Raw genomic sequence first — 19,148 nt, forward strand, 5'->3', positions numbered from 1 at the left:
CGGGCTTTCATAAGTAAGGCTAACTATGAAGTCCAGAGGCTTCACACTAATTGAACTCATCATCATATTGGTGATTATCGGTATTCTTGCCGTATCTGCTGGCCCTGTCTTCTTTGATAATTCTGGTACCCAAAGCCAGGTCTTACGGCAACAAGCAATGAGTATTTTGCGCGGCATTCAGTTACAAGCTATGCAGGATACTACGGGTAATTACTCTTTGGTCGTCTCAGAAAATACCCTCGGCACTCCCCCCTTTAATGAAGAGAACAACCGGCAGATAAGTAATGTCGACAATGTAACCTTTTCATTCTCCGGCTCTTTACCGGCCACTATTGGCTTCGATGGTTTAGGCAGGCCAACCGAGCAATGTAGCGGTGGATGCACTATTACTCTTACTGAGAGCTCAGGCATAAGTCGTGATCTCTGCATCAATAGCGAGGGTTACATTAATGAGTGCTAGGCAGTCAAATGGCTTTACGCTTATAGAGCTCATTATTGGCATTGTGGTTATTGCTATTGTTACTCTTGTGGTCACCGGCGGGCTTGGTCAGCTTTTTCGACAAAGTGTTGACCCATGGCAGCAGGTTCGGGCCACCGAAATTGGACAGAGTTTAATGAATCAAATTTTGTCCAGACGCTTTGATGAAAATAGCCATGCTGGTAACCAGTCTTTACGATGCTCTGAAACAGGAGCCGGAGCTTGTGCTACTTTAAATTCTTGTCCAACGGATGGCAGTTTGCCTAATGCTGAAGAATCGCAACGCATCAACTTTGATGACGTAGATGATTATCACTGTCTGGAATTAGATGGTGAGGAGTTAAGTGATCTTGGAGAAAATCTCTATAAAGGCTTTCAGGCAAAAGTTTTTGTTAGTTACGAAATACCTGACGAAGTTAAGCTTATAACCATTGAGGTACAAACGCCGCAGCAGGAAACCCTTGAATTTAATGCTCAAAAGGGGAATTGGTAATGCGGAACATGCGTGGCTTTACCTTAATTGAGCTAATTATCGTTATAATAATATTGGCTGTCGTCGCTGGTTTCTCCTTTCAGTTTGTTGGTATCGGCGCACAAATGTTCACAACAGGTGCCGAACGTTTACAAACCATAGAGAAAAGTCGCTTTGCAGCGGAACGAGTTACTCGTGAGCTGCGCAACGCTGTTCCCAACAGCATTCGAATACGATCATCCGGCGGCACTCAATGTCTTGAATTTTCACCGGTACGGGCGATGGGGACCTATTACGACGCTCCTATACGGCCTCAGCGCTCTAATCAAATGACGTTGGTTACATTATCCTCTTTAAATGCTCCGTGGGTTGCTGAGCCGTCGGATAGAATTTTCATCTATGCGACCCGGGCCAACTTTATTTACGCCAGTAATGCTCAACGTTACGCTGTTTTGGCAGAGTCCTATGACAGTGCTAGTGCGCCTACGTCAAACCCGGCGACTCACATTCTTCCTTTGGTCGATGACAGCCGGTTCACTCAAAGTTCACCAAGAGAAAGAACGTATATCGGCAAGCAGCCGGTCAGCTTTTGTCTGCAAAACGACGGTTTGTATCGAGTAGGAAATTATGGCTGGAATCAATCCCAAACGGTTCCGCCGGTTACCTTAAGTGAAAGCCAGTTGTTGGCTGAAAGACTCAATATGGATAATTCGTCATTTGTGTTGGAACCAGGCGCTTCACAACGTAATAATGTTATTAATATTCAGCTTGAGTTTGTAAGCCGGAGTAACGAGTCGATATTTTATAATCAAAAGGTTCATATTCCTAATGCGCCATAATGACAGCTTTCAAAGTTCACTAAATAAACAACGGGGTAATACCCTTGTCATTGCGATCTTTGTTATCGTCGTGCTTGGGGCTCTTGTAGCGGCTCTGTCAAACTTAGTAAGAACGACATCGGAAAGTGTTGTGGCTGAAGTTTTAGGAACGCGCAGTTTTATGGCGGCTCAGTCAGGAATCGAGCAGGGTATGATGGGGCTTTATCCTATAGGCGGCCCTCCTGCTACCGCATGTCCCGACTTCAGCGAGAACATAGCGGTCGACAATTGTGAGGCTGTTATTATTTGTAAAGATGAGCCTTATCCTCCACCCCCAAACGAAAAATATATCCATTTCAGACTCGAAGCTACCGGAGTCTGTACTGCCGGAGGGCAAACGGCTTCGCGGAAGTTGGCCATTGAAACCCGAGTGAAGGAGCAATGAGTATGTCTGGATGGCTCAGGGGGCTTGTTGTCATTTTCCTTTCGGTTATTTCTTTTTCCATTGCGGCTAAGAACTACAGTTTGCCGCGTGACAAGCTGCCTGGCTGTTCTTATGACGTTAGCTCTAACTCTTACCAGTGCAATTCTAACCTGAATATATCTAACGATGATGTTATTGAACTGCGGAGTAGTGCATCAAGGCCTATTTTTATCAACGTTACAGGAAATGCTTTCTTTGGCGATCGAGTCAAAGTTAACCAGAACGGCAAAGCGAACGACTTGCAGTTTTTCGTGAGAGGAAATTTTTCCGTCAATAATGATGCGACAGTCCGTTCGGTTATTAGAGACGCTAATCGGGTTTCAATCGGTTCAAGAACATCAGGCCTGGGAAGCATAACCGCGAATGAAATTTTAATAGGCGATGAAGCCGGTGTGAACGGAAACCTGACATCTTCATCCGCCATAAACTTGGGGAATCGTGCGACTATTCAGGGAGCTGTCTCGGCTGCAACCCGAATTCAAATTAAAAATGGCACAGTTGTTCAGGGAAATCTAAGTTCAGGTCAAGAAATTACAGCTGGTGAAGATGTCTTTTTGGGCCGGACAGTCGAGTCAGACAGCTTTATTCAATTTGGTAACAGAATAACAGTAAGTGGAGACATCACAAGTTCGGGAAATTTCAGTGCTGGCGAAGATACACAATTCGAAGCAGATATAAAAAGTTCTGGTAATGTGAGCTTGAACAATCGTACCCAAATGGAAGGATCTATTGATGCGGATGGAAATGTAGCTGTCGGATTTGATTCAAAGGTAAAAGGGAATGTGAATGCCCGTGGCGATGTCAGCCTGTCCAGCCGTTCAACTGTCGACGGCTATGTCAATGCACAGAATGGGGGGGATGCAGGAGATTTAGGCAACGGCACGGTTGGCGGCGAAACTTGTAATCAGAATAGTAATTTAGGGCCTTGCAATGGCTCTACCGAAGAACCTTTGTCACCATTAGGTTACTGGGCCTTTGACCAGCTTCAGTGGCGTGGCCAATTTGGTGAAGTTCTGGACGCGTCTGGTAATGGCTTGCATGGGCAGGCATTAAGAGGAGCTAATACCTCAGGGTTTAATTCAGCTATTGCCGGCAGCCCCGGTACCTGCCGTTATGGGAAGTTTAATGGTGATAACGCTGTGCGCGTGGATAACGCTCAGTCAATTCGTAATGCCGAATCTCTAGCTGTAGCGCTTTGGTTTAAAGGTGATGCTTCTCGTCAAAATCAATCTGAGAGCTACCAGAGTTTGTTCATTGTTGGAGACGGTCCAACTGAGGGCCCTTTTGGAAGAGCTGAAGTGTATCGTCAGGATACCGGCGACGGCGGTGGTTTATATTTTGAAGTGCGTAGAAGTAACGGGCAAATTGTTAACGTAGAAATGGGCAACACCCAATTAGGACAGGCTAACCTTCTTGACGATAAGTGGCATCATCTGGCGGCTTCTTTCAATAAAGATAATAACCGCTTAGAGCTCTATATTGATGGTGAATTTGTCGCTCAGAAGTCATTTACTGGTTCCCCGGATTTAAACTCCGTTTCATCCAGAGTTTATATTGGAGGGCAGACAAATGGAAATAATAGCTTTAATGGAGAAATTGACGAGGTATTTGTCGGCAATCGACCTTTTACCGATAATGATGTTAGAACATTAAGGGCAACCACACGCCCTTGCGAGAGCGTCCGTCCATTATGTGAGGACGTCTGGCCAAGTTTCAATAGCGGTAATCGCGTACCTCAACCCTTCGATTTACCTGATCGCTCTCTTAATACCCAGTTGCCAAGGCAATTGCAGCCGGTTGACTATTTACGCACCGGTAACTTTAGCGATATTGGAGAGGACTATATAACTAACGGCCAGACATCACGAGTTTATATTGATGGTGACCTTACAATACAGGCAGGGCGAGACATTAATACTAGCGGTAATGCAAATGAACTAATTCTGGTGGTAACAGGCAACCTTACGTTAGAACAAAATGTTCAGTTCAACGGTTATATTTATGTTTCGGGTAACTTTTATTATGAGCGAGGCTTGCTGTTAGGTGGCCGCACTAAGGTGACAGGTGGCATCAGTGTTGGTGGGCAAAGTTACGCACGGTGCCCTTATTTCCTATGTTTCTCTGACCCCGAATTTGTTTATCAGAAACCGGTAGAACCCATTGCCGGAGGTAACTTCTGCAGAGCGTCCGATACTGCGCCCCCCGTGTCGCCAGTGCACCATTACCAACTGTCCTATAACAGCCCGGCATTGACCTGCTCTGCTGCTGACATAGAGGTTACCGCCTGTGCCAACGCCAGCTGCTCGGAATTGTATGAGGGGAGTAGCGCCGTTCAGTTAAATTCTACAGCCGGGGACTGGTCAACTAACCCAGTTTCGGCTTCTCCTGTGGGTAACACAAGCCTGGAGCAGATTAATGCCGGCACTTATCCTTTAGCCGTTGAAAGTACAGGAACCTTACCGCAACCACAGAACCCGACTCGCTGTTTAGTTAATGGCAACTTGTCAGGGAGCTGTAATATTGAGTTTAGTGATACCGGATTCATTTTCACTAGTGGTAATAACTTTGAGGACACTGATATCCCGTCACAGGTGTCAGCCGTGCCTTTTAGTAACCTGCAACTGCGCGCAGTAGAAACGAACAGTCAGACACTGGCTTGCCAGGCTGTGACGCAGCCTTTGAACTCGGTATCTATGAGTATGAACTGTGTTGACCCTGACCAATGTTTGATGGGGGCGTCTGTTAATGAAACTGAGGTGACAGAAAATAGCACCAGTAATATCAGTGTTAGCTTTACTGACGGAAAAGCGCCTCTGGAAATCAACTATAAAGACGCTGGTGCTATCAATTTAACAGCCCAGGCCACTTTACCGAATGGGAAAACACTAAGGGGAACATCGGAAGCTTTTGTCTGGCGCCCCGCAAGTATTGATGTCGAAGCCAGTCAGGACACCTCAAGCAATTACGACGGAATTATTTTAGCAAAAGCTGGGGAAATTTTTACCGCACAGCTTGCCGCGATTAATGACGAAGGTGAGGTCACACCAAACTTCGGTAATGAGGCCTCTCCTGAAACATTACAGCTTATGGCTCAGACTGAGGCGGTAGAATCTTATAACGGTGAAATAACGAATGCCGATGGGTTTACTAAAGATGGAGCCGGTGTCTATACAAATTCGGGGCTTACGTACACCGAAGTCGGTTCAACTCGGGTAACTGCATATATAAGAAGCCAGAATTATTTGCCTGGCTACCACGCATCCCCAATTATGTTGACAGCTGAGAGTGAAATAGGAAGGTTTATCCCTTACGAATTTCAAATGGAAACCTTCGGTGGTTTCAGCGGTGTCTGTAACCGGAATAATGAAAGCCGGGGCGATGAATTTTATTACATAGGGGAGCGGCAGTTATTAGGAGCAAGCTTTACCTTAACAGCGGTTAATCAAAATGGTGAAACGACTAAGAATTACCCGACAGAGGTTTCTGAAGGTGAGCTGGAGTTTTATCCATTTAATGAGGTAAATGGTAATCCTGAACCGTTGAACTTAAGCCAGCTGTTTGCAACAGACGTTGACCTTGAATGGGGGAAGAATGAGGAAAGCGCAGGAACGGCTTCGTTCAAGTCGCCTGAGCCCTCAGTTACTTACCGTCGAGACGGAGCGGAAGAAGGACCTTACCGAGACTATAAATTGGGAATTCAGTTTAACGATAACGAAAGCGGCAATTACTATTCCATAATAAGAGAGTCGGATCTGCCAGCGGCTGCCGAAGCTCCAGCATTCAAACTGTATGATAGTGTAAAGTTACTGTACGGCCGCTTTGTTTTAGATAATATCTTTGGCGCCGAAGTTGATGACCTTCCGCTGTCTGGTCGAGCCCAGTTTTGGAATGGTGATAATTTCGTCACAAATACCGATGATTCGTGTTTTACTGCGTCGGCAGCCGAATTGAGCGTTCTGTCAGCTTTAGAGCCTGAAACTGAATCGGTTATTAATTTAATCGAGGAACCGATAGAATTGACCGATTTTCCAGATGCGGTCAGTTTGTCGGCAGGTGAATTGCAGGAACCCGATAGCCTTATGGAAGACTTGCTGCGCTGGCAAGCTTATGGTTCTTCAGCCGAATTTACTTTCGAGCTGACTGCTCCTTCATTTTTGCAATACGATTGGGACGGCGACGGTAACTACCAAGACAACCCACAAGCCGAAGGCACATTCGGTATTTACCGGGGCCGCGACCGGCAAATTTACTGGCAGGAAATGGGTTGGTAGAACGAATTATAACGATTAATCGACAATTCGATGACAATGCCTCTTGCTCTTTTGTTAACAAGCAAATAGCATAAAGCAGAGTTTAAACGAAAAATGCGGACGTTGACGAACGTTCATAATTATTACAATAACGATAGTGCGACTACAGCTTTGGCTTTTACGCCGCTTTGTTATTTTTTCAAGCTTGGAATGGAAACATGATGCGATTGGCTCGACTGGCCCTGGTAATGGCCTCTACATTGACATTCGCCTCGACGGCTCTTGCTCAGCAGGAGATGACTGTCGAAGAAATTGCTAACCAAATTTCGACTCTAGAGAGCGATTTTGAAAACTTTTCTGGCACCGTAAACACGCTTCAGCAAGAAGAGCGGGAGCTGCGGGAAAAGTTACAAAACTTGCGTGAGCGCAATAGCGAACTGGAAACGAAACGCGAATCAGCACTGGCGGAAATGAATGACCGCTATCAACGTTTGGTGGAAGACCCAACAATTGATATTGCTGGCGCTCAAGAGGCGTACAAGCAAGCTGTTATGGCTCACCAGCAGAATAAAGCAGACATCAAGCAGCAAGTAAGCCTGGTGAGTGAGAAAGCGCGTGAAGTAGAAGAAGCGCGTGTGAGCAAACATAGCCTTATTAATGAAATTGAGACACTGAAAGAGCAACGCAATTTAGCTCGTGTCGATCGCTTAGAAAATGAATTTAACCGTACTGGCGAACTTGAAGTGAGTCAGTCAATTAGCTGTGACCGCCAGGAGACACTGGGACAGTGTGAAAATCGCGGCAAACTCATGGCTAAGCAAAAAGCATCGAAACAGTATCTTGATACTATTCTGGATGGTTTAAGTGAGGCTTCTCTGGCTCGCGAAAATATTGAAAAAGCCAGTCCAAATGTACAAATTTTAGGTTCTAAAACGGTCAGTAATGGCTTTAGCGGTGCCGGTAACTACGGTGTTAAACTGGCGGTTGAACTGCGTGGTCAGTTGCCGAAAAGCCAAGCTTGTACGTTGCTAAATGTCGATATGCGCTATTGTGCATCGGAGCAACGGCCGGGGGAGCTGCAAGCGGGTGATGAGGAAACGGTTGATAGCTCCGTCATGCACCCGTTAACCATACGCTCTAATGTGTATGATGATGAAGTTGTTATCGATGGTGTTAGCTATGGTTCGACTCCGCTGGAAGTTATGCTGCCTGGCGGCGAACATCAGATTGAAATTCTTAAGTATGGCTATTCAGCCTATGCAGAGAAAATCCTACTGAAAGACGCTACCTCTATCCGCGCCGAGTTAGAAAAATCGGATTACTCTTTTACCAGCGGTGAAAAAATTCAGGACATTCTGTATCGCGATGTTCGCGGTCCTGAACTGGTTGTTGTTCCTGCGGGTAAATTTAAAATGGGTGACTTGGTCGGCAATGGTTTACCGAATGAACGTCCGGCCGAAACACGTGAAATTCCAACCGCACTGGGTATTTCCGATACTGAAATTACGGTTGAGCAGTTTGGCAACTTTGTAGAAGATACCGCTTATGTCACAGAGGCAGAGAAAAACGGTACTTGCGCAAGCCTGAGTAATGGTCGTCCTCAGTTTAATGAAAAGCTGAGCTGGAAAAATCCCGGGTTCAAACAGTCTGAAAGCTCTCCGGTGGTTTGCGTCAGTTATAACGACGCACAGGCTTATGCTGAATGGTTAACTCAAAAAAGTGGTTTTAAATACAGCGTTCCCACTGAAGCGGAATGGGAATACGCTGCACGTGCCGGGTCGGAAACCGATTTCTGGTGGGGAAATGATGTTGGTTATGGCAAAGCAAACTGCCGTAACTGTGGAACAGATTGGTCAAATACACGTCCAGCTCCGGTAGCTAGTTTTCATCGTAACCCCTGGGGATTATACGATACTGTCGGTAACGTCTGGGAGTGGGCTGAAACCGATGAGGGTGTTGTAGTTAAGGGCGGAGCCTGGAACTTTACACCAAGTTTGGCAAGAGTTTCGACAAAAATGGAACTTCCGTCAGATTTTAACTCCAACTACATTGGATTCCGTGTTGTAAGAGCTCAGTAAGTACTTACTGCGCTCTTTGCTGTCACTCTGTTAGCTTATAAGTAGGGATATACCGCTTCATGTTTAAAAAAATTCGCGGCCTTTTTTCAAACGACCTTTCTATTGACCTGGGAACAGCGAACACGCTTATCTACGTCAAAGATGAGGGTATCGTTCTGAACGAGCCGTCTGTTGTTGCCATTCGTCAGGAACGCTCAGGCGGGCCAAAATCTATCGCCGCCGTTGGTGCAGCAGCAAAACAAATGCTGGGTCGTACGCCAGGAAACATTCGTGCCATTCGTCCTATGAAAGACGGTGTTATCGCAGACTTCTATGTGTGCGAAAAAATGCTTCAGTTTTTCATCAAACAAGTGCACGACAGTCATTACTTCCGTCCTAGCCCTCGTGTTCTGGTTTGTGTTCCATGTGGTTCAACCCAGGTAGAACGTCGTGCTATTCGCGAATCTGCATTGGGCGCTGGCGCTCGTGAGGTTTATTTAATTGATGAGCCAATGGCCGCTGCTATCGGTGCAGGTTTACCTGTGTCTGAAGCTACAGGTTCTATGGTGGTCGATATTGGTGGTGGTACAACCGAAGTCGCCATTATTTCATTAAACGGTGTGGTTTATTCATCATCGGTTCGTATTGGTGGTGATAAATTTGACGAAGCCATTATTAACTATGTTCGCCGTAACTTCGGCGCACTTATTGGTGATGCAACTGCCGAACGTATTAAGCACGAAATTGGTTCGGCATTCCCCGGCGAAGAATTGAAAGAAATTGAAGTTCGAGGTCGTAACCTTGCTGAAGGTGTTCCGCGTTCATTTACTCTTAACAGTAATGAAATTCTGGAAGCTTTGCAGGAACCTTTAATGGGTATTGTCAGTGCCGTGATGGTTGCGCTGGAGCAGTCTCCACCAGAGCTGGCGTCGGATATCTCCGAGCGCGGCATGGTATTAACGGGTGGTGGTGCGTTATTGAAAGACATCGACCGTTTGCTCCTGGAAGAAACCGGCATTCCGGTTATTATTGCTGATGATCCGTTAACTTGTGTTGCACGAGGCGGCGGTAAAGCTCTGGAAATGATTGATATGCATGGTGGTGATTTATTCAGTTATGAGTAATTCATGAAGACGCTGTTTGCCCGCGGTCCATCCTTACTCTCCAGGCTAGTGCTCGCACTAGCCTGTTCGTTTCTGCTGATCTTTATTGACCATCGTCTTCAGGCTATGAAGCCTGTTCGGTTATTTCTGAATTCTCTGGTGGCTCCGGTTCAGTATTTGGCTATTTTGCCAGAACAGCTACTGGACAGTGTCTCCGAATCATTAAAAACCACGTCGCAGTTAAGCGATGAGAATAAGCGGTTAAAGCGGGCTATTCTCGAATTACAGGGTGAGCAACAGCAGCTTCGCTTTCTTCAGAACGAAAATAAACGGCTACGTGAACTTCTTGGCTCCGACGCCCGCGATTCAGTCCGACGTATGGTTGCCGAGGTCATCGCCGTTGCCTCTGAGCCGTTTTCACAGCAACTGGTTATAAATAAAGGTACGCTTAGCGGAGTCTACGAAGGCCAGCCAGTACTGGACAGCCATGGTATTATTGGCCAAGTGCAAGACGTAGGCGGTAATACCGCGCGCGTATTACTGTTGTCGGATCAGAGCCATGCGATATCTTTGCGTTCAGAGCGCAATGATATTCGTGTACTGGCGCAGGGTACCGGCGATATAGGGCGACTGGAGTTGATGTTTATTCCTCACAGTACTGAGCTAAAAGAAGGGGATCTCTTAATGTCTTCGGGGTTAGGGGGCATATTCCCCGAGGGCTATCCGGTGGCAACAATTCGACAGATTGTCAGAGATGAGTCTCTCCCTTTTGCTAAAGTTGTAGCCGACCCTGTCAGCGCGCTAGACCGCGTGCGTAATGTTTTATTGTTGTGGCCAAGCGACGGTGAGCAACAGCCCATTTTTGATGAGGACGAGGAATGATAGTGATAAAACCCGGCTTCATCACTTTATTGGTTACCTACATTATTGCGCTGACTCTTATGGTTATGCCAATGCCGGCTGCATTCGATACCTTTCGGCCTGACTGGCCAACTTTGGTTATGCTGTACTGGATAATTGCCTTGCCGCACCGGGTAAACATGGGAACCGCTTTGGTGCTCGGCGTGCTGAGCGACATATTGCTGGGGTCTATTGTCGGTGTTCATGCTTTAGGTATGGTCGTTGTTACTTATTTTGCTGCACGTCATTTTCAGCGGATTCGTAATTTTGCGTTAATACAGCAAGCACTGGTTATTGCCGTACTGATTTTTATTAAACGCTTTGTTGTGTTTGAAGCCAATGTGTTTCTACACGACGCTGAGTTCACTTTTTCTTACTTCTGGCCAGTGCTCACCTCAGCTGTTTTCTGGCTGTGGGTGTTTCCGTTACTGCGAAAAGTTCGTCGTCAATTCGGAGTGGTTTAATGCGTCTGCTGCTCGCTTCTTCTTCTCCCCGTCGGCGAGAGTTGCTGACGCTATTGCATCGCCCCTTCGATTGCGAAGTTCCGGAAATTAAGGAGCTACGAGGAGCTAATGAGAATGCTATTGATTATGTGACCCGCCTGGCTGAAGAAAAAGCTCAGGCTGTGGCACAACGACAGCAAACTCCCTGCTTGGTGATAGGCTCTGATACTCTGATAAGTTTTCAGGGACAGGTGATGGAAAAACCTGAGAGTTATGAACATTTCAGTCAAATGATGAAACAACTTTCTGGTCAGACACATCAGGTTCTTACATCGGTGAGTGTTTGCCGCTGGAATGGTCGCAGCGTGGTTGCCAGCGAAACAGCGCTAGTAACGACTCAGGTAGAGTTCGCTGCGCTGAGCCAGGAAGAAATAGATGCTTACTGGGAAACCGGCGAACCCCATGATAAAGCCGCTGGCTACGGTATTCAGGGCTACGGTGGAAAATTTGTAAAACGTATTGAAGGTAGCTACTTTGCTGTTGTTGGCTTACCTTTATATGAAACTGAACAGTTGTTGCGGATGTTTGAAATGACAGGTGAAGTCGATGAGCGTTGAAGTCCTAATGAATGTGACCCCCACAGAGACTCGTGTAGTGCTTGTTGAAAATGGCATCTTGCAGGAAGTCCATATTGAACGTCAGGCGAAGCGTGGCTTAGTTGGCAATATTTACATGGGAAAGGTATCGCGGGTGTTGCCGGGAATGCAGGCGGCGTTTATTGATATTGGCCTCGACAAAGCGGCTTTTTTACATGCCTCGGATATTGTTGTTCAGGTGGAAGGTGATGACTTACCCCGACCTGACGAAAAGCCACAGCAAAACATCACGGAACTGGTGCATCAGGGGCAGCATATTATGGTACAGGTGGTTAAAGACCCTCTGGGAACCAAAGGAGCGCGTTTAACCACTGACATCACCCTACCATCACGCTATCTGGTCTTTATGCCTAAGAGCGACCATGTAGGCGTCTCTCAGCGCATTGAAGAAGGCGAGGAGCGGGAGCGCCTGCGGCAGTTGGCAGAAGAAGTCAGTAAAAGCGACGGAAAATTTATTGTTCGCACAGCGGCAGAAGGTGCTTCAGAACAGTCGCTGCGGGGCGATGCTGACTTTCTGTTCCGGCTGTGGGAGAAAATAAAAGCGCGGAAAAAATCTCAACGAAAAGTGGGCATGCTGTACGAAGATTTGAATCTTTCCTGTCGTGTATTGCGTGATTTTGTCGGCGAAGAAATTGAGCGCATTCGGGTCGATTCCAAAGTCACCTTCGACACGCTTAAGGTATTTACTCAGGATTTTATTCCCGAACTAACGAAAGTACTTGAGTATTACACCGGTGAACGGCCTATTTTTGACTTATTCGACGTCGAAAATGAAATGCAGCGAGCGCTCGATCGTCGGGTTGACTTGAAATCCGGTGGCTCACTGATTATTGACCAAACCGAAGCGATGACTACGGTCGATATCAACACCGGGGCGTTTGTTGGTCACCGCAATTTAGAAGAAACTATATTTAATACCAATATCGAAGCGACGCAGTCTATAGCTCGTCAATTGCGGTTACGGAACCTTGGCGGCATTATCATTATCGACTTTATTGATATGCAGGACGAGGAGCATAAGCGACGGGTATTGCACAGCCTTGAACAGGCGTTAGGCAAAGATCGCGCAAAAACAACCATTAATGGTTTTACCTCGCTTGGGTTAGTGGAAATGACCCGGAAACGCACCAGAGAAAGCCTGGAGCATGTTTTATGTTCGGAATGTCCGGTTTGTCTGGGGCGCGGCAGTATGAAAACGGTTGAAACCGTCTGCTATGAGATTATGCGTGAAATTGTCCGGGTTCATAAAGCTTACGAAGCCGATAAGTTCGTTGTTTATGCCTCTGCACAGGTAAGTGAAGCCTTACTTAATGAAGAATCTCATGCACTGGCTGAACTTGAGCTGTTTGTTTCGCGTCAAATAAAAATACAAACCGAACCTCTGTATAATCAGGAACAATTCGACGTAGTAATGATGTAAGACGCATGCGGACTCTGTCGTGGATTTTGAACAAACTCTGGCTAACGCTGGCTATTGTGCTGGTGCTGGTTGCTGTCGGCCTGAGTTTATTGCGTTACAGTCTGCCATACCTGCCCGATTTGACCGAACCCCTTGAAGAGCAACTGGAAGCCCGTTTCCAGCAACCCGTTAGCATTAGTGACTTATCAATGGCCTGGACCCGGCAAGGTCCTTCCATTGTTCTGGATAATTTAGTGTTGCTGGAACGTGAGCAGTCGCCTGTGCAGGTGCGTGTTGGCAAGGTGCATGTGGTGCTCGATTTCTGGAAAACCTTACTGGACCAGCAGCTCATTGCGAAGCAGTTTATTCTTGACGACGCCCGTATAGCGGTGGATATACGTAAATTCTCGGCGACTAGCGAAGCCGAAAAGTTAGATTTAGATTACGTGAACCGCTTATTTCTGCAGCAATTAGAAAAGTTTTCACTGAATAACGGTGAGTTGTTACTGACAAACTTACGTGGCGTAACGCGAGAGATTGATATTGACCGGCTGTCCTGGACTAATGAAGGCAAAAAGCATCAGGGGATTGGCCAATTCCGGATGGAAAACTTTGCGACCAATAGCCTCGATTTCATTATCGATTTACGCGGCGACCGTTGGTCCGAGTTTAATGGTCAGTTTTATGTCAATTCGCAGAACGTTGACATCAGTCCCTGGCTTGAAGAGCAACTGGGCGAGATTGACGTACAAGCTTCAAACGTAAACTTTACGGGTTGGCTCGATGTTCGTAATGGTCAGTTATTTGAAGGGTTAGTTAAGTTAAGAGACAACCGCATTACCTGGCTAGACAGTAATTCAGAAGAACTCAACTGGTTGCAGTTACCTGAAGGTGAAATTGTGCTGCGGCCGGAAGAAAACGGCTGGCTGCTAAACAGTTTGCCAATGACGGTGAACACCTCAGTAGGTCATCTGGAGCTACCGCGTATTGCCTGGCAGCAGCTTGATGAAATCCATGATATCAGTGTGGATGATATCGCGATTGATGAGGTTGCCGGATTACTCCCACTGCTGCCTTTTAAGAAACCAGCTGAGCCGGTCAGGAGTCTGGGTTTAAAGGGTAAAGCGAATTTGCGCTATCGTCTTCATCCTGTCTCCGGTCAGCAATGGTCTGTAAAAAGTCGTAACTTGTCGGCGGACGGGAATGAGCGCTGGCCGGGCTTTAATGGCCTGGATGTCAATATCAGCAGCTTGTCGAATCACGGTATATGGCAAATAGAAGGCGACAATGTTCGTCTCACGGGAAATAGCCTCTCCAGCAAGCAAGCGTGGGATATTGATACTCTTAATTTTTCGGGCTCCTGGTTGTTACAAGCTGACAACTGGCGGGTAGATTTAGAGCAGCTACAACTCCAGCGAAACGACTTTCAGCTTACAGGTAACGGCGGTTTGTCCGGTGACAGTGAAACAACACCACAAATTGATTTATTGCTTTCTACCGCCCAGGGTTTTTCTGTTGACACCGCCCGTAAGCTACTGCCGTCAATTATGGGGCAGGGAGTAAAAGACTATCTTTCCGGAGCCCTGGTTTCCGGTCAGGCGCGTGGTATGGAGTTACTGTGGCGCGGACCCGTTACTCAGTTTCCGGGGGAGGACAATCAAGGTGTCTTCAATGCGCGGGTAGAATTCGATGATTTAACTTACAAGTTTCAGCCAGACTGGCTTCCGCTAGCCGACACTCCGGTAAAACTCGATTTTTATAACAGAAGCTTGTTCATGTCGACGGATGCAGGGCATATAGAAGATGTGCAGGTAACCCGGGTTGATGCACAGATTAAAGATTTAACCGATGCCTCACAGGGGTTGCAAATTCAGGCCGGTGTTAGTGGAAAGGGGGAGTCGCTGTTACCGGTGTTTGAACAGTCTCCGCTGGACAGCGTAACCGAAACGCTCATGCAAATTAATCCGGGCGGAGAGGTTGCTGGTTCTTTTCAGTTGGATATACCGTTAAATAAATCGCGAGATGTCGATGTTTCTGTTGAAGCTCCGTTAGCCGGGCTTTCTCTTGATATTGACGCCATACAACAGAATTTTACGGTTGTTGAAGGTCTTCTGAAAATTGAAAACAGTAAGATAACGACCGAAGGGCTGCGTCTGCACTGGTACGGTATGCCGATACCAACCGAAGTATCAGGAGAGCTCAGCGGTGAGGATTATTTACTGAATGTGAATACAACTCTGGACTGGCAAAGCGAACCGTTATTTAAGCGATTGCCTTATCCACAGTGGAAACCGTTTTTCTACGGAGCGGTAAATGGTGAAGCTAATCTCCAGTTAACCCTTAACGCTGACGATGTCGGCGTCGCGCTGGAGTCGCAGTTTGACCTGACCGGCCTTGAGACATCGCTACCAGCGCCGTTGCAAAAGGATTTTGGCGATGGCTGGCAATTGGCTGTTCAGCTTAATGGTACTGGAGAAGAGCTGCGTTTACAGGCGAATATCGACCAACGCCTTAACTGGGATAGTCGCTGGCGACCGGGTAGCGGGGGCTGGCAACAAGCGAGGCTGAATATTGGAGAGGTGAGTTCTGTAAACGAGCTGGTTAATGGCTTTGCGATTAACGCGCAGTTACCGCACGCCGATATCGGCCAATGGTACTCAGTACTTTACGCATTAGCCGGGGACTCAAACGTTGATGCTGAAAGTGGCAGCAACGAAGGGTGGCTGCCCGATTCCATTCGTGTCGAAACGCCGCAGTTGCAGTGGGGACAGCAGAAGTTTGATCAGGCGGATATTCAGGTATGGCCGGAAGGCTCGGCCTGGCAAGCCCGGGTAGATGCTAAAAACGCCGTGCTAAGCGCGACCATTCCGGAAAGCTTTGTACAGCAGGGAATAACGGTAAGAGCTGATTATCTGGCGTTAAGCAGCGACGTTGAGCTTCCGGAAAACACCGAGAAGACCGACTGGAGCTGGCTTGAAAAAGTACCGGCTCTTAACTTTTTCTGTCGCAGTTGCCGTATTGACGAGCATGAGTTAGGCGAAGTTGAGTTAGTGCTTGCTCCGCTTGAAGACGGCTTCAGTATAGAAAAAATGACCCTTAAAAAGGGTAGTGATGAGTTGGCTGTAACTGGTTATTGGCGCTACACAGACGAACAGGCTTCAAGTGCGCTTTCCGGACGTCTGGAGGCTGGAGACCTTGGTGATTTATTACGTGACTATGGTCTGGAAACGGCAGTAAGAGACAGCGCTGCGGTTATCGACTTTAACTTAAATTGGCGTGATCATTTGTATCAACCAGACTGGAGTTCGCTGAGCGGGGAAGTGGTCTGGGATTTAGAAAAAGGCTATCTGGCCGAAGTGAGTGACGGCGGCGCGCGTATTTTTTCACTGCTGAGTCTGGACAGCATCCTTCGAAAGCTGACTTTAGATTTTCGTGATATTTTTTCACAGGGAATGTTTTTTACAGACCTAACCGGCAGTGTCCAGATTGAGGAAGGTGTTGCTAATACTGAAGACGCAAGGTTACTAGGGTCAGCCGGCGATATGGATATTCGCGGCTGGACCGATATGAAAACCGGCAAGTTAAACTATAATTTGACCTATGCGCCGAAGGTTACCTCCAGCTTGCCAATTATTCTTGCCTGGATGGTGAATCCTCCTAGCGGCCTGGCTGCGCTGTTCATCGACAAAGTATTGCACGATGCGAAAGTGATTTCGCGTCTGCGTTATCAGGTCACCGGGACTATTGATGAACCGGTGGTTGAAGAAATAGAACGTGACAGCCGCCCGGTTGATTTGCCAGAATTGGAAGAGAACTCAACCGATTCAGAGGCAGACGATGACACAAGTGCAACTGACGGCGCTGCAAATGAGCAGTCGTCCGGATCCGCAAGATAATTTAGCCATTGTTGCTAAACTGCTGGAACAACTTCCTGCCGCACGTCCGCAACTGGTGGTGCTGCCTGAAGCCTTTAGTTGCTTCGGCGCCGGTGACCGCGCTCAGTTAGCGATGGCTGAACCATACAAGGATGGTGAGGTGCAGAGACAGCTGGCCGCCTTAGCGAAAAAGCACGAGGTTTATCTGGTCGGCGGTACACTGCCAATAGATGCCGGTGAACGATTCTCCGCGGCGTCCATTCTTTTCGGCCCCGATGGCGCCATTCTCAATCGCTACGACAAAATTCATTTGTTTGATGTTGATGTGGCTGATAATACTAAGGAATACCGCGAATCAAAGTGGACGCAGCCGGGCAGTAAAGTGATAACCACAGAAACGGACTTTGGTGTGGTTGGCATGGCAGTGTGTTATGATCTGCGCTTTCCAGAGTTATTCAGCGCATTGCGTCAGGCTGGCTCCCAAATCATTGTTTTACCCTCTGCATTTACTCAGGTTACCGGAAAAGCTCACTGGCATGCATTGGTTCGCGCTCGTGCCATTGAGCAACAGGTTTTTATCGTGGCACCGGGTCAGGTAGGGGAGCATGCAAATGGTCGCGAAACTTTCGGCCATTCAATTATTGTCAGCCCCTGGGGTGAAATACTGGCAGAACAGGAACTGGATGAAGGTGTTGTTTCTGTCAGTGTTGACGTAGCGGATATTGAACCCATACGAAAACAAATGCCGGTGGCGCAACAAAATCAATTTGAGGTTGTACAAAAGACATGACACTAACTGACTACGAATTGTCACAAGACGACATAAGCAAAGCCTTATCCACGCTATACAGCGGTGATATCGATTTTGCCGATATCTATTTACAACATAGTGTCAACGAATCGTGGGTGCTGGAAGACGGCATCATTAAAGACGGCGCGTTTCATATTGAAACGGGTATGGGTGTGCGCGCTGTACAGGGTGAGAAAACTGGCTTTGCTTATGCCGATGAAATTACGTTAAAGGCGCTGCAGCGCACCAGTGAAGCAGCTCGCGGTATTGCACGTCAGGGCCAAAGCAAAAAGGTTGAAGCCCTGAAGTCGGTGCAGGTTAAGTCGCGCTATGACGCGCTGAATCCACTGGATACTTTATCTGAAGACGAAAAAATTGAGTTACTGAAAAAAGTTGATGCGCACGCGCGGGCGCAGGACTCACGTGTAAGCCAGGTGGTGGTGAGTCTGAGCGGCAGTTACGACGAAGTTTTAGTGGCCGCTACAGACGGTACTTTAGCTACCGATAAGCGCCCCTTAATTCGTCTGAACTGTTCTGTTATTACCGAGCAAAACGGTCACCGCGAGCGCGGCAGTGCCGGTGGTGGCGCGCGTGTAGGATATGAGTTTTTCCTTGATGATGCGTCCGGTAATGCCCGCTGGCAACGGTTTGCGGAAGAAGCCGTACGTCAGGGACTTGTAAATTTAGAAGCGAAACCTGCGCCTGCAGGCAATATGCCTGTGGTACTGGGCTCCGGCTGGCCGGGCGTGCTGCTGCACGAGGCGGTAGGACATGGCCTGGAGGGCGACTTTAACCGTAAAGGCTCATCTGCCTATTCCGGTAAAATTGGTGAACAAGTGGCTTCACCGCTTTGTACTATTGTCGATGACGGTACACTGAGTGATCGTCGTGGTTCAATGAGTATTGACGACGAAGGCACACCCAGTGGCTACAACGTATTGATAGAAAACGGCATATTGCGTGGCTACATGCAGGATAAAATGAATGCGCGTTTAATGGGTCAGGCAACGACCGGAAACGGCCGCCGTGAAAGCTTCGCTCACTTACCTATGCCGCGAATGACTAATACGTATATGTTAGCCGGAGAAAGCAGCCCGGAAGAGATCATTGGCAGTGTGAAAAAAGGTATTTACGCACCGCAGTTTGCCGGTGGTCAGGTCGATATTACTTCCGGACAGTTTGTGTTCTCAGCATCTGAAGCCTATTTAATTGAAGACGGTAAAATTACCACACCGATAAAAGGCGCAACTCTTATTGGTAACGGACCAGAAGCTATGGCTCAGGTGTCTATGGTGGGTAACGATTTGTCGCTGGACGAGGGTGTTGGAGTTTGCGGTAAAGACGGGCAGAGTTTACCCGTAGGTGTTGGGCAACCGACACTGAAACTGGATTCAATGACGGTTGGCGGTACCGAATAAGTGAG

At 47.5% G+C, this 19,148-nt stretch carries 14 protein-coding genes; all 14 read left to right on the plus strand.

Going from position 1 to position 19,148, the window contains the following annotated elements; genetic code table 11:
- Positions 1-25: 25 nt before the first annotated feature.
- On the plus strand, positions 26-460 hold the full coding sequence (locus ACN0RF_RS11260) for a prepilin-type N-terminal cleavage/methylation domain-containing protein (RefSeq protein ID WP_417439077.1): 435 nt from the start codon (positions 26-28) through the stop codon (positions 458-460).
- A complete protein-coding gene (locus ACN0RF_RS11265; RefSeq protein WP_417439078.1) occupies positions 450-971 on the plus strand; it encodes a type IV pilus modification PilV family protein in 522 nt (173 codons plus the stop codon). The genes ACN0RF_RS11260 and ACN0RF_RS11265 overlap by 11 nt, the downstream gene beginning before the upstream one ends.
- A complete protein-coding gene (locus tag ACN0RF_RS11270; protein WP_417439079.1) occupies positions 971-1,789 on the plus strand; it encodes a prepilin-type N-terminal cleavage/methylation domain-containing protein in 819 nt (272 codons plus the stop codon). Before ACN0RF_RS11265 ends, ACN0RF_RS11270 begins: the two co-directional genes overlap by 1 nt.
- Positions 1,790-1,919: 130 nt before the next feature.
- The gene (locus tag ACN0RF_RS11275) at positions 1,920-2,213 is read left to right on the plus strand and encodes a hypothetical protein (RefSeq protein ID WP_417439080.1); all 294 of its coding nucleotides are present in this window, start codon (positions 1,920-1,922) and stop codon (positions 2,211-2,213) included.
- 2 nt (positions 2,214-2,215) lie between these two features.
- Entirely contained in the window at positions 2,216-6,523 is a 4,308-nt protein-coding gene (locus tag ACN0RF_RS11280) for a DUF6701 domain-containing protein (protein WP_417439081.1), read from the plus strand.
- 197 nt (positions 6,524-6,720) lie between these two features.
- On the plus strand, positions 6,721-8,580 hold the full coding sequence (locus ACN0RF_RS11285) for an SUMF1/EgtB/PvdO family nonheme iron enzyme (RefSeq protein WP_417439082.1): 1,860 nt from the start codon (positions 6,721-6,723) through the stop codon (positions 8,578-8,580).
- A 59-nt stretch (positions 8,581-8,639) separates the two neighbouring features.
- A complete protein-coding gene (locus tag ACN0RF_RS11290; RefSeq protein WP_011233642.1) occupies positions 8,640-9,683 on the plus strand; it encodes a rod shape-determining protein in 1,044 nt (347 codons plus the stop codon).
- A 3-nt stretch (positions 9,684-9,686) separates the two neighbouring features.
- The gene (gene mreC / locus ACN0RF_RS11295) at positions 9,687-10,544 is read left to right on the plus strand and encodes a rod shape-determining protein MreC (protein WP_417439084.1); all 858 of its coding nucleotides are present in this window, start codon (positions 9,687-9,689) and stop codon (positions 10,542-10,544) included.
- Positions 10,541-11,026, plus strand: a complete 486-nt coding sequence (gene mreD, locus ACN0RF_RS11300; RefSeq protein ID WP_417439085.1) for a rod shape-determining protein MreD — start codon at positions 10,541-10,543, stop codon at positions 11,024-11,026. Before mreC ends, mreD begins: the two co-directional genes overlap by 4 nt.
- Positions 11,026-11,622: a Maf family protein gene (locus ACN0RF_RS11305; protein ID WP_417439086.1), complete on the plus strand. Its 597-nt coding sequence runs from the start codon at positions 11,026-11,028 to the stop codon at positions 11,620-11,622. The genes mreD and ACN0RF_RS11305 overlap by 1 nt, the downstream gene beginning before the upstream one ends.
- Positions 11,612-13,081 (plus strand): ribonuclease G, encoded by a 1,470-nt coding sequence (gene rng, locus ACN0RF_RS11310; RefSeq protein WP_417439087.1) that lies wholly within the window; start codon positions 11,612-11,614, stop codon positions 13,079-13,081. Before ACN0RF_RS11305 ends, rng begins: the two co-directional genes overlap by 11 nt.
- Before the next feature lie 5 nt (positions 13,082-13,086).
- Positions 13,087-16,956 carry a YhdP family protein gene (locus tag ACN0RF_RS11315; protein ID WP_417439088.1) on the plus strand — a complete coding sequence of 1,290 codons (3,870 nt, stop codon included), beginning with the start codon at positions 13,087-13,089 and terminating at the stop codon, positions 16,954-16,956.
- Positions 16,928-17,725 (plus strand): carbon-nitrogen hydrolase family protein, encoded by a 798-nt coding sequence (locus ACN0RF_RS11320; RefSeq protein ID WP_417439276.1) that lies wholly within the window; start codon positions 16,928-16,930, stop codon positions 17,723-17,725. Before ACN0RF_RS11315 ends, ACN0RF_RS11320 begins: the two co-directional genes overlap by 29 nt.
- Positions 17,722-19,143 (plus strand): metalloprotease TldD, encoded by a 1,422-nt coding sequence (tldD, locus tag ACN0RF_RS11325; RefSeq protein ID WP_417439089.1) that lies wholly within the window; start codon positions 17,722-17,724, stop codon positions 19,141-19,143. Before ACN0RF_RS11320 ends, tldD begins: the two co-directional genes overlap by 4 nt.
- Positions 19,144-19,148 lie beyond the last annotated feature (5 nt).

The organism is Idiomarina sp. (genome assembly GCF_048260185.1).
GTDB lineage: Bacteria > Pseudomonadota > Gammaproteobacteria > Enterobacterales > Alteromonadaceae > Idiomarina.

Bases quoted from the DNA above. Each gene is read 5' to 3' on its own strand.
- ACN0RF_RS11260 (WP_417439077.1), top strand. From the start codon at position 26: ATGAAGTCCAGAGGCTTCACACTAATTGAACTCATCATCATATTGGTG.
- ACN0RF_RS11265 (WP_417439078.1), top strand. From the start codon at position 450: ATGAGTGCTAGGCAGTCAAATGGCTTTACGCTTATAGAGCTCATTATT.
- ACN0RF_RS11270 (WP_417439079.1), top strand. From the start codon at position 971: ATGCGGAACATGCGTGGCTTTACCTTAATTGAGCTAATTATCGTTATA.
- ACN0RF_RS11280 (WP_417439081.1), top strand. From the start codon at position 2,216: ATGTCTGGATGGCTCAGGGGGCTTGTTGTCATTTTCCTTTCGGTTATT.
- ACN0RF_RS11285 (WP_417439082.1), top strand. From the start codon at position 6,721: ATGATGCGATTGGCTCGACTGGCCCTGGTAATGGCCTCTACATTGACA.
- ACN0RF_RS11290 (WP_011233642.1), top strand. From the start codon at position 8,640: ATGTTTAAAAAAATTCGCGGCCTTTTTTCAAACGACCTTTCTATTGAC.
- mreC (WP_417439084.1), top strand. From the start codon at position 9,687: ATGAAGACGCTGTTTGCCCGCGGTCCATCCTTACTCTCCAGGCTAGTG.
- mreD (WP_417439085.1), top strand. From the start codon at position 10,541: ATGATAGTGATAAAACCCGGCTTCATCACTTTATTGGTTACCTACATT.
- ACN0RF_RS11305 (WP_417439086.1), top strand. From the start codon at position 11,026: ATGCGTCTGCTGCTCGCTTCTTCTTCTCCCCGTCGGCGAGAGTTGCTG.
- rng (WP_417439087.1), top strand. From the start codon at position 11,612: ATGAGCGTTGAAGTCCTAATGAATGTGACCCCCACAGAGACTCGTGTA.
- ACN0RF_RS11315 (WP_417439088.1), top strand. From the start codon at position 13,087: ATGCGGACTCTGTCGTGGATTTTGAACAAACTCTGGCTAACGCTGGCT.
- ACN0RF_RS11320 (WP_417439276.1), top strand. From the start codon at position 16,928: ATGAGCAGTCGTCCGGATCCGCAAGATAATTTAGCCATTGTTGCTAAA.
- tldD (WP_417439089.1), top strand. From the start codon at position 17,722: ATGACACTAACTGACTACGAATTGTCACAAGACGACATAAGCAAAGCC.